General features: G+C 60.6%; 14 protein-coding genes. All 14 read right to left on the reverse strand.

The features are described from left to right. Nucleotides 1-2: 2 nt before the first annotated feature. On the reverse strand, nucleotides 3-788 hold the full coding sequence (gene fliR / locus ACOI8A_RS23315; RefSeq protein WP_420647983.1) for a flagellar biosynthetic protein FliR: 786 nt from the start codon (nucleotides 786-788) through the stop codon (nucleotides 3-5). 3 nt (nucleotides 789-791) lie between these two features. Beyond that, nucleotides 792-1,061 carry a flagellar biosynthesis protein FliQ gene (gene fliQ, locus ACOI8A_RS23320; protein ID WP_420647982.1) on the reverse strand — a complete coding sequence of 90 codons (270 nt, stop codon included), beginning with the start codon at nucleotides 1,059-1,061 and terminating at the stop codon, nucleotides 792-794. Then, the gene (fliP, locus tag ACOI8A_RS23325) at nucleotides 1,058-1,816 is read right to left on the reverse strand and encodes a flagellar type III secretion system pore protein FliP (protein ID WP_420647981.1); all 759 of its coding nucleotides are present in this window, start codon (nucleotides 1,814-1,816) and stop codon (nucleotides 1,058-1,060) included. The genes fliQ and fliP overlap by 4 nt, the downstream gene beginning before the upstream one ends. Continuing rightward, nucleotides 1,816-2,280, reverse strand: coding sequence for a flagellar biosynthetic protein FliO (fliO, locus tag ACOI8A_RS23330; protein ID WP_420647980.1), 465 nt, complete (start codon nucleotides 2,278-2,280; stop codon nucleotides 1,816-1,818). The genes fliP and fliO overlap by 1 nt, the downstream gene beginning before the upstream one ends. After that, entirely contained in the window at nucleotides 2,281-2,730 is a 450-nt protein-coding gene (gene fliN, locus ACOI8A_RS23335; RefSeq protein WP_042558227.1) for a flagellar motor switch protein FliN, read from the reverse strand. Nucleotides 2,731-2,787: 57 nt separating this feature from the next. Further along, nucleotides 2,788-3,756, reverse strand: a complete 969-nt coding sequence (gene fliM / locus ACOI8A_RS23340; protein WP_038363850.1) for a flagellar motor switch protein FliM — start codon at nucleotides 3,754-3,756, stop codon at nucleotides 2,788-2,790. Nucleotides 3,757-3,765: 9 nt separating this feature from the next. Next, the gene (gene fliL / locus ACOI8A_RS23345; RefSeq protein WP_420647979.1) at nucleotides 3,766-4,272 is read right to left on the reverse strand and encodes a flagellar basal body-associated protein FliL; all 507 of its coding nucleotides are present in this window, start codon (nucleotides 4,270-4,272) and stop codon (nucleotides 3,766-3,768) included. Between the two features lie 212 nt (nucleotides 4,273-4,484). Further along, nucleotides 4,485-5,846: a flagellar hook-length control protein FliK gene (locus ACOI8A_RS23350; protein ID WP_420647978.1), complete on the reverse strand. Its 1,362-nt coding sequence runs from the start codon at nucleotides 5,844-5,846 to the stop codon at nucleotides 4,485-4,487. Between the two features lie 105 nt (nucleotides 5,847-5,951). Then, entirely contained in the window at nucleotides 5,952-6,299 is a 348-nt protein-coding gene (locus tag ACOI8A_RS23355) for an Hpt domain-containing protein (protein WP_420647977.1), read from the reverse strand. Between the two features lie 30 nt (nucleotides 6,300-6,329). Further along, nucleotides 6,330-8,033, reverse strand: a complete 1,704-nt coding sequence (locus ACOI8A_RS23360) for an ATP-binding SpoIIE family protein phosphatase (RefSeq protein WP_420647976.1) — start codon at nucleotides 8,031-8,033, stop codon at nucleotides 6,330-6,332. Between the two features lie 5 nt (nucleotides 8,034-8,038). Beyond that, nucleotides 8,039-8,344 (reverse strand): STAS domain-containing protein, encoded by a 306-nt coding sequence (locus ACOI8A_RS23365; RefSeq protein WP_420647975.1) that lies wholly within the window; start codon nucleotides 8,342-8,344, stop codon nucleotides 8,039-8,041. A 77-nt stretch (nucleotides 8,345-8,421) separates the two neighbouring features. Next, a complete protein-coding gene (gene fliJ, locus ACOI8A_RS23370; RefSeq protein WP_420647974.1) occupies nucleotides 8,422-8,871 on the reverse strand; it encodes a flagellar export protein FliJ in 450 nt (149 codons plus the stop codon). 6 nt (nucleotides 8,872-8,877) lie between these two features. Next, nucleotides 8,878-10,236: a flagellar protein export ATPase FliI gene (gene fliI, locus ACOI8A_RS23375; protein ID WP_420647973.1), complete on the reverse strand. Its 1,359-nt coding sequence runs from the start codon at nucleotides 10,234-10,236 to the stop codon at nucleotides 8,878-8,880. Beyond that, nucleotides 10,226-11,032 (reverse strand): flagellar assembly protein FliH, encoded by an 807-nt coding sequence (gene fliH / locus ACOI8A_RS23380; RefSeq protein ID WP_420647972.1) that lies wholly within the window; start codon nucleotides 11,030-11,032, stop codon nucleotides 10,226-10,228. The genes fliI and fliH overlap by 11 nt, the downstream gene beginning before the upstream one ends.

Here is an 11,032-nt window from a genome sequence, read left to right on the forward strand (position 1 = left end):
ACTCAGCGCGCCCGTGCCAGTTCGCGTAACCACTGCAAAGCCTCGGTGGCCAGCGGTTGGTACTGATTGAGAATATCCGCCAGCCCCACCCAGACAATGAACAGCCCGAGCACCAGGGTCAGCGGGAAACCGATGGAGAAAATATTCAGTTGCGGCGCGGCGCGAGTCATCACGCCAAACGCGATGTTGATCACCAGCAGTGCAGTCACCGCAGGCAAAACCAGCAACAGTGAAGCGCCAAGCACCCAGCCGAGTTTAGTGGCCACGTCCCAATAATGCGTGACCGTCAGGCCACTGCCGACCGGCAGGGTGGTGAAGCTCTCGGTGATGACCTCGAACACCACCAGATGGCCGTTCATCGACAGAAACAGCAGGGTCACCAGCATGGTGAAGAACTGCCCGATCACTGCCACCGATACGCCGTTGGTAGGGTCGATCATCGACGCGAAGCCCATACCCATCTGCACCGCAACGATCTGCCCGGCGATGGCGAACGCCTGGAAAAACAGCTGGAGAGAAAAGCCAAGCAATGCGCCGATCAGAATCTGCTCGGCAATCAGCAGCAACCCGCTCAGATCCAGCGGACTCACCGCAGGCATCGGCGGCAAACCCGGCGTGATCACCACAGTGATCGCCAGCGCCAGATACAGACGCACGCGTTTCGGTACGAGGGTAGTGCCGAAGACCGGCATCACCATCAGCAGCGAGCCGATGCGAAACAGCGGCAACATGAAACTCGCCACCCAGGTACTGATCTGAGTGTCGGTCAACTGCAACAGCGACTGCATGGCTTAGCCGATCACCAGCGGAATGTTTTTGTACAACTGGATGATGTACTCCATGAAGGTCTGCACCATCCATGGGCCGGCGACGATCAGGCTCACCAGCATCACCAGCAGACGCGGCAGGAAGCTCAGGGTCTGTTCGTTGATCTGCGTGGCCGCCTGAAACATCGACACCAACAGCCCCACCAGCAAGCTCGGCACTACCAGAATCGCCACCATCATGGTGGTCAGCCACAAGGCTTCACGAAAGATATCGACGGCGACTTCTGGCGTCATGGCGAAACACCTCCGAAACTGCTGGCCAGGGTGCCGATGATCAGCGCCCAGCCATCCACCAGCACGAACAGCATGATTTTGAACGGCAGGGAAATGATCAGCGGCGAGAGCATCATCATACCCATGGCCATCAGCACGCTCGCGACCACCAGGTCGATGATCAGGAACGGGATGAAGATCATGAAGCCGATCTGAAACGCGGTTTTAAGTTCGGAGGTGACGAAGGCTGGCACCAGAATGGTCAGCGGCGCGGCATCCGGAGTGGCGATGTCGGTACGCTTGGACAGGCGCATGAACAGCTCCAGATCGCTGGAGCGGGTCTGCGCGAGCATGAAGTCCTTGATCGGTACCTGAGCTTTTTCCACCGCTTGCTGCGCGGTGAGTTTTTCCGCCAGATACGGTTGCAGCGCATCGTTGTTCACCCGGTCGAACACCGGGGCCATGATGAACATCGTCAGGAACAGCGCCATGCCCGTGAGGATCTGGTTCGACGGCGTCTGTTGCAGGCCGAGGGCCTGACGCAGGATCGAGAACACGATGATGATTCGCGTGAAACTGGTCATCAGGATCACGGCCGCCGGAATGAAGCTCAGGGCGGTCATGATCAGCAAAATCTGCAAGCTGACCGAATATTCCTGCGCGCCGTCGGCGTTGGTGCCCAGCGTGATCGCCGGAATCTGCAACGGATCGGCGGCCAGTGCCAGCGGCGCGGCCAGCATCAGGGCCAGGGTCAAGACGATGCGCAACGCACCCATTACTTCGTATCCTTTTGATCCTTGCCGAGAATCTTCAACAGATGCTGAGCAAATTCCGGGGTCGCTTTTTCAGGGGGGCTCGATACCACGACCGGCTCCTTGAGCACGTGCAGCGCGGTGATGGTGCCCGGGCTCAGACCGAGCAGAATCTGCTCGTTACCGACCTGCACCAGCAGCAAACGGTCACGCGGGCCGAGTGCCCGCGAGGCGATCAGATCGATCACCTGGCCTTTGCCCGCAGGCCCGGCCTGCTGCACGCGGCGCATCAGCCAGGCGAGGAAGAAGATCAACCCCACGACCAGCAACAGCCCCAACACCAACTGAGTCAGTTGCCCGGCGACGCTGCCGCTGACGGCGGGAACGGCGGCAGCCGCAGCCGTGGCGCTGGCAGCCGGCTCGGCCGCCAGCACACTGAACGGCAACACCAGCACTGCGCCGAGCACACAACCGAGAAGCTTTTTCACTCAGCGCAGCTTCTTGATGCGTTCGCTTGGGCTGATCACGTCAGTCAGGCGGATGCCGAACTTCTCGTTGACCACAACCACTTCGCCATGCGCGATCAGGGTGCCGTTGACCAGAACGTCGAGCGGCTCACCGGCCAGACGATCGAGTTCAATCACCGAGCCCTGGTTGAGTTGCAGCAAGTTGCGAATGTTGATGTCGGTGCTGCCGACTTCCATCGAAATCGACACCGGGATGTCGAGAATCACATCCAGGTTCGGCCCGTCTAGGGTCACCGGGTCGTTGTTCTTCGGCACGCTGCCGAACTCTTCCATCGGCAGTCGCGAGCCGCTGGATGCGTCGGCAGCCAGCAGTGCGTCGATTTCGGATTGGCCGTCACCGGTTTCTTCCAGGGCAGCCGCCCATTCATCAGCCAGAGCCTGGTCGTCCTGGGCGTTCATATCGTCGTTCATCGTGTGTCCTCGGCGGGCAACAATTCAATTAAATGCGTAGGGGATTTTCGCGCCGCTTCAGCGGCGCTCGATCGGCTCGATCACTTGCAACGCGAGGTTGCCTTTGTGCGAGCCCATCTTGACCTTGAAGGCCGGCACGCCGTTGGCGCGCATGATCATTTCTTCCGGCATCTCGACCGGGATCACATCCCCCGGCTGCATGTGCAGGATGTCGCGCAGCTTGAGCTGACGACGAGCAACGGTGGCACCAATCGGTACATCGACGTCGAGCACGTCCTGGCGCAGGGCGTTGACCCAGCGCTCGTCCTGATCGTCGAGATCGGACTGGAAACCGGCGTCGAGCATTTCGCGTACCGGCTCGATCATCGAGTACGGCATGGTCACGTGCAGATCGCCGCCACCGCCATCGAGTTCGATGTGGAAGGTCGAAACCACAATTGCTTCGCTCGGGCCGACGATGTTGGCCATGGCCGGGTTCACTTCCGAGTTGATGTACTCGAAGTTGACTTCCATGATCGCCTGCCAGGCTTCTTTCAAATCGACGAACGCCTGCTCCAGCACCATGCGCACTACACGCAGTTCGGTCGGGGTGAACTCACGCCCTTCGATCTTCGCGTGACGGCCGTCGCCGCCAAAAAAGTTGTCCACCAGTTTGAACACCAGTTTGGCGTCCAGAATGAACAGCGCGGTGCCGCGCAACGGTTTGATCTTGACCAGGTTGAGGCTGGTCGGCACGTACAGCGAGTGCACGTATTCGCCGAACTTCATCACCTGCACGCCACCGACAGCAACGTCCGCCGAGCGGCGCAGCATGTTGAACATGCTGATGCGGGTGTAACGGGCGAAACGCTCGTTGATCATTTCCAGAGTCGGCATGCGTCCGCGGACGATGCGATCCTGGCTGGTCAGGTCGTAGCTTTTGACACTGCCGGGTTCGGCAGCGTTATCGGTCTGTACCAGACCATCGTCGACGCCATGCAGCAACGCATCGATTTCATCCTGGGACAGCAGATCCTGCACGGCCATGTCGTGTTCCTACTGCAGTACGAAATTAGTGAAAAGCAACTGTTCGATCACCACTTTGCCCAGCTCTTTCTGCGCCACTTCCTGCACGCTCGCTGTAGCCTTCTGGCGCAACATCTCCTGACCGACCGGCGTCGCCAATGTGGCGAAATCCTGACCGGAGAAGAGCATGACCAGGTTGTTGCGGATCACCGGCATGTGCACTTTGAGCGCTTCGAGATCAGCCTGATTGCGCCCGAGCATGGTGATGCTCACCTGCATGTAGCGCTGACGCCCGTTCTGCGTGTAGTTGGCCACGAAGGCCGGAGCCATTGGCTCGAAAATCGCCGGTTGTTTGCCGACCGGGGCAGCTTCAGCCGCTTCGGCAGGCTTGCTCTGAGCGCTGTGCATGAAGAACCAGGTCGCCCCCACGGACGCGCCGATCGCCAGCAGCAACCCCAGCACGATCACGATGATCATCTTGAGTTTGCCTTTGGTTGCCGGGTCTTTTACCGCTGGTGCTGCTTCGCTCTTCGCCATGCCAATAATCCGTCACTAATCGGGTTTTCACAGTCGCACGGCTAGGCAAGAGCAAGTGTTATGCCAGAAGTGTCGGAGGGGTGATCTGGAGAGCCGCACATAACAAATGTGGGAGCTAGCCTGCTAGCGATGGCGGCACCCCAGTCAACTGAGATGTTGACTGCCAGGGCCTCATCGCCAGCAGGCTGGCTCCCACAGTTTTACGCGGTGTGTCAGGCGTAATAATCGACCGCGCTGGTGCCGATCACGCTAGTGGTCTGCGCAGCAGCTTCAGCCACGCTGGCCGCCGCCAATTCTTCATCGACCGAATCCAGACGACCGCCGGAAGCGCTGGTGCGCCCACCCTGCCCCTGCTGCGCCTGTTCCTGACCTTGCCAGCCACGGCCCTGATCGGCCACGTTGACGTCAACCTGGCCCATGCCCTGCTGGACGAACATGTCGCGCAGGCGATGCATCTGACCGTCGAGGGCTTCGCGTACGCTCGGATGCGCACTCATGAAGGTGATTTGCGTTTGTTGATCCGGAACCATGTTCACGCGGATATCCAGACGCCCGAGCTCAGCCGGTTGCAACTGGATATCGGCCGCCTTCAGATTGACGCTCGACAGGTACATGACACGGTTGACCACTTCTTCGGTCCAGCCGCTCTGATGCATGGCGATCGGCTGATTCACCGGCACGGCATTCGCGGTTTTCGGCGTGGCTGCCTGAGTCAGTGCCGCGAGACGGTTGGCAAAGTCATCGACCCGGGTGTCGCTGGTGGCCGACTTCAGATCCTTCAGGCCATCGTCGAGCAGACCGCTGAACGCCTTTTCACCACCCTGACTGGTGCTGTCCTTGTCCGCCTGCACATCAAGCATGCTGGCCATGCCGGTGGCAAAAGTCTGCGCGGCGGTCAATTCACCGTCGGCTTGTGCCTGATTGGTGGCAGCTTTGGGCTGCGCCTGGCTGGAAGCGGAGATGTGCCCACTCTGCTCCATCGCCATGCGCACCGCCGGCAACGCATCAAGCGGGTCGGCCTCGGGATCGAATGCGCTGTCGCCGGTGGCCGCTGGGTCTTTGACGATCCCCGGCAATACCGCGACCAGCGGTGTTTCAACCTCAGACTTGGCCGAGGCGTCGACTACCGGCGCCGGCACAACTGGCGGCGTGACCTGCGGCTGCACGGCGGCTATCAGCGCGGGATCCAGCGTCGGATCAACCGGAGCCGTGTCGGCAACTGGGGTTTGCGCGGTGTCAGTCGAGTCGTGGCTGGCGGTTTTATCTTCAGTCGCCGCTGCCGGTTTGTCGGCGGGCAAGGCATTGCCGCTATCGGCAACGGCTGGCTCAGAGGCGGCAGACTGTTCCTTGCTGACATCCTTTTTACCGCTGCCGTCAGAAACCTTGTCACGCGCGGTTTTCTGCGCACTGTCGGCAGACACTGAAGGCTTGTTCTGACCTTGGTCGGCGAACACCTTAGCGAAGCCGGAAGCCTTGTCCCCGGGCTCTGGGGCCACTGCCGATGGTTTGGCAGAGGCGGCTTGCGCCTTGGCCTGGGCGGCGGTCTGAAGAAAAATGTTGGGACTTGCAGGCATGACACGGTCTCCGCTGCACTGGGATCGTAGGTACAGGTGCCAGAGATGGTTGCAAGCGTCGGGCCAGTTTCGCCTGGCGCGATAGAAAAGCGCCGGGCGGTTGACTCAATGGGCGTGGGAACGCAGGCGTTCAGCCTCATAAACCGGGCGCACTTCGCCGAACTCGCTATGGATGTCGGCCACCAGCTTGAGGATTTCGGAGGGACTTTTTTCCCTCGCGTGCTGTTCCAGCTCCTGGCACAGCTCGGCGAGGCGGGTTGCGCCCATATTGCTGCTGCTGCCCTTGAAGCTATGGGCGACGGAAGACAACACCTCGGCGTCGGCCGTCTGCTGCAATTCGCGCAGGCGATTGTCGGAATCGACGAGGAAGGTATCCAGCAATTCCGGATAAGCCTCCTCCATGACCTCGTGCAACGTGTTGAGCACGTCGCGATCCACATGTTTATCAGCCACTTGCTCACTCCTTGATCAAGAATGCGCGGATTATGCCAGAGCTTCCCAGAAAAACTCCACGCGGGCACTGCGACCATCGTCGGACCAGCCAGCATTTGCGGCCAGTTGCCGCACAAGGCTGACCCCACGGCCCGACAGACGGACACCATCCAGCGGCCGCTCCATCACGCGCGCCACATCAAAACCCTTGCCGCTGTCTTCGACCCGCACCACCAGGCAACCGCCCGCGCCCTGTGGCGTAATCTGCAAATGCACGCGCACATAACCATCCTGTAACGCCTCAAGGCGCGCATTGCGTTGTTCATAGTAGCGGGCGAATCCCGAGGCATCGCGCTTGAGACTGGAATCCAGACCGAGCACGCCATGCTCCAGCGCATTCGAATACAGCTCGGCGAGCACGCTGTACAGCGCTCCGCTCTGGGCGCGCAGGCCATGGACTTCCATCATCAACTGCAACAAGAACGGCAATGGATTGAAGCGCCTGAGCGTGGCGCCACGGAACTCGAAACTCACCGACCAGTCCAGCGGACACGACTGGCCGCTGTCGGAATACACCGGCGCCGACGGATTGAGCCGCACCGCGTCAAGCAGGCTGACTTCGACCATGCTCACATCGTCACGCGCCTCGCCGCGAAAATCCTGCAATGCTTGCTCGATCTCTTCGAACAGGCGATCCGGCTGGCGATTGGCGGCAAACACTTGCTGTAAACGCTCGACACCAAACAACTGGTCATTGGCGTCACAGGTGTCGATCACCCCGTCGGACAACAGAAACACCCGATCCCCCGCCGCCATCGAGTGCACTTCGGTGCGATCGTCAAACATCTGCGGGCTCAGTACGCCAAGCGGCAAGTGCCGCGCCGCCAGCGGTGTGCGCTCTCCCGTGGCGATACGATGCAAGTAGCCGTCGGGCATGCCACCGTTCCACACCTCGACCGATCGCCGTTGAACACTCAGACACAGCAGCGTCGCACAACAGAACATATCGACCGGCAGGATGCGCTTGAGCTTGGCGTTCATCTCGCGCAGGGTTTCGGCCAGGCCGTAGCCCTTGGCGGTCATGCCGTAGAACACTTCGGCCAGCGGCATGGCACCGACCGCCGCCGGCAGACCGTGGCCAGTAAAATCACCGAGCAGCACGTGCATGTCGCCCGCCGGGGTGTAGGCCGCGAGCAACAGATCGCCGTTGAACAGCGCGTAGGGCGATTGCAAGTAGCGGATGTTCGGCGCGCTCAGGCAACCGGAGTGCGCGACTTTGTCGAATACCGCTTTGGCGACGCGTTGCTCATTGAGTAAATAGTCATGGTGCCGGGCGATCAGGTCGCGCTGCTGCAGCACCGTCGCCTGCAAGCGCCGCAAGCGATCCATCGCCTTGATTTTGGCGGACAGGATCACTTGGTTATAGGGCTTCGCCAAAAAGTCGTCACCGCCGGCATCCAGACACCGGGCCAAGGCTTCGCTTTCGGTCAGCGAGGTGAGGAAGATGATCGGCACCAGGGTTTCGCCGGCCAGCGCCTTGATCTGGCGCGCCGCTTCGAAGCCATCCATCACCGGCATCATCGCGTCCATCAACACCAGTTGCGGTTGCTGATTACGGAACAGTTCGACGGCTTCGGCGCCGTTGGCCGCTGTCAGCACCGAATGCCCCTGACGACGGACGATGGTCGACAACAGCAGGCGGTCGGCGGCACTGTCCTCGGCGATCAGGATCGTCAGCGGCTCTTGCGCCTGCATGGTCGTCAACTGATGTCGAAGAGTTTGTCGAAATTGGAGATGGCGAGAATCTTGCGCACGTCGGAGTTGCTGTTGATCACCTGCACATCCGAGTCGTCGCCGCCAGCATGGTCACGCAGCAACAGCAGCATGCCCAGCGCCGAGCTGTCGAGGTAGGTGGCTTCTTTCAGGTCGACGACGATGGATTCAGGTTTTTTATTGAGTCGCTCGTAGGACTCGCGAAATTCCTGATGGCGACCGAAATCGAATCGACCCTTGACCGAAATCGTCAGTTTTTGCCCATCCGCAGATACTTCTGTAACGACTGACATTGTCTGGCTTCCTTGTCATGAACAAACTTGTACAAGGTTTAGCACTTGGCATGGGTTGGGGCAAGGAGCAAGCAAGATCAAAAAACATCACGCCGTGGCAGGCGCTGGGATAATTCGTCGAGCAGCTTCTGCTCGCGCTTGTCTTCGGCGCGCTGCGCTTCGTCGCGGTAGCGCTGGACCAGTTTGCGCAAGCCTTCGACGCGGGCGAACGCTTGTTGCCAGGCATCACGCGCCTTGTCGAGGTTGTTCTGATGCCATTGCAGGCTTTGCCGCTGCTGATCAACGGCAGTGTCGAGTTGCGCGAGAAAGCCCTGAAAACCCAGCAGCCACTGTCCGGACACGCCAGTGCTGCCGCGTACGATCCACTGTTCCGAGTAATCCAGACGAAAGGCGTTGAGGTCGGCGAGTTTGCTTTCGGCAACTTTGACCTGGCCCTGGAAATGACCGAGGCGCAACACGGCGGTTTTTTCGGCCTTTTCAGCCATGTCCACCACTGGTGCCAGGCGTGCAGCGCGGCTCAGGGCCATGACCGGTTACCCGCCGGCCGCAGGCGCGAAAATCGTTTCGAGGTAAGCCTCGCTCTCGCCCAGGCTGATCTTATCGTTCAGGCCTTGGCGCAGGTAGCGCACCAACTGCGGTTGCAGGGAAATCGCCAGATCGGTCTCGCGATCACCGCCAGCGACATAGGCGCCCACGCTGATCAGGTCGCGACTCTGTTGATAGCGCGACCACAGTTGTTTGAAGTATTGCGCGCGCCGCATATGCTCGGCCGAGACCACCGCCGGCATGACCCGGCTGATCGACGCTTCGATATCGATGGCCGGATAGTGACCTTCTTCGGCCAGACGCCGCGACAACACGATATGTCCGTCGAGCACGCCTCGCGCAGCATCGGCAATCGGGTCCTGCTGGTCATCGCCCTCGGACAACACGGTGTAGAACGCGGTAATCGAACCCCCGCCCTTCTCCGCATTACCAGCGCGCTCCACCAGTTTCGGCAGTTTGGCGAACACCGATGGCGGGTAACCCTTGGTCGCTGGCGGTTCGCCAATGGCCAACGCGATTTCCCGCTGCGCCTGAGCGAAACGGGTCAGTGAATCCATCAGCAACAGGACATTCTTGCCCTTGTCGCGGAAATACTCGGCGATGCGCGTGCAATACATCGCCGCGCGCAAACGCATCAGCGGCGCATCGTCCGCCGGCGAGGCGACGACGACGGAGCGCTTGAGGCCTTCTTCACCGAGGATGTGCTCGATGAATTCCTTGACTTCGCGACCCCGCTCACCGATCAGCCCGACGACGATAATGTCGGCCTCGGTGAAGCGCGTCATCATGCCCAGCAATACCGATTTACCCACGCCAGTACCGGCGAACAGACCGAGACGCTGACCGCGACCGACCGTCAACAAACCGTTGATCGAACGAATGCCCACGTCCAGCGGCTCGCTGATCGGATCACGGTTGAGCGGGTTGATCGTCGGGCCGTCCATCGGCACCCAGTCTTCGGCTTTCATGCCGCCCTTGCCGTCCAGCGCGCGACCGGCGCCGTCGAGTACGCGACCGAGCATGCTCATGCCCATCGGCAAGCGACCGGTGTCGACCATTGGCACCACACGGGCGCCGGGGGCGATACCGGCGACGCTGCCAACCGGCATCAGGAAGACTTTGTTGCCGGAGAAGCCCATGACTTCGGCTTCAACCTGCGAAGGGTGATAGCTGTCGTCGTTGATCACCATGCAGCGCGTGCCCATGGCGGCGCGCAGACCTTCGGCTTCGAGTGTCAGGCCGACCATGCGTAGCAGGCGCCCTTCGAGAATCGGCGCAGCAGCTATTTCGACGGCTTCGGCGTAACTGCCCAGGCGCTTGGCGAAACTGGTGCGTTCAAGGCGCATCGGCTTGGTCCGCGAGCGGCTCTTCGGCGATGGCAGCCGGTTTGACGGCTTCAGGCAATTCCAGGCTCAGGTCCGGCTCGGCCGGGTGCAAAGCCTGTTCGTGCAACTGATCGAACAGCTTGGCCATGACCTGGCTGACGCGGGTTTCGATGCTCGCGTCGATCCGGCTGTGCTCGGTTTCGACCCGGCAACCACCCGGCAGCAAGGCTTCGTCTTCAACGATGCGCCAGGTTTCCTCATGACGTTCGCGCAGGGCTTTGACCTGTTCGAAATCCTGCGGATTGACGTACAGCCGCACATTGCCCACGCCCAGCGGCAACAGCTTGAGGGCGTCGCGCATGACGTGTTCGATCTGCGTCGAGTCGATGGCCAGTTCGCGCTGAATCACCTGTTTGGTGATGTGCTGCACGAGGTCGACCAGCGATTTTTCGATCTGCGTGTCTTGCTCGGCAATTGGCTCGAACAGGTTCGCCATCAGTTGCTCGAGGCTGGCGACTTTCGCCGCCAGCGCCACTTCGGCTTCCTGGCGCACCTTTAAAGTGGTGCTGTGAAAACCTTCCTTCTCGCCGGTAGCGAAGCCCTCGTTGTAAGCCTCCTGACGGATGCTTTCGAGTTCTTCCAGGGTCAGTGGCTGGACTTCTTCCAGCGGCACTTCTTCCATTTCCGGCGGTTCAGGCTCGGGTTCTGGCTCAGGTTCGGGTTTCGGCGGATCGAAGCTTGGGATGGCCCAGGTTTCGAAACCGCGGACATCGCGGGCACGGATCAGATCCGTCACATCGTCGTCGTGCTTGTCCAT

The sequence above is a fragment of the Pseudomonas sp. P4795 genome, from assembly GCF_048822895.1.
Taxonomy (GTDB): Bacteria; Pseudomonadota; Gammaproteobacteria; order Pseudomonadales; family Pseudomonadaceae; genus Aquipseudomonas.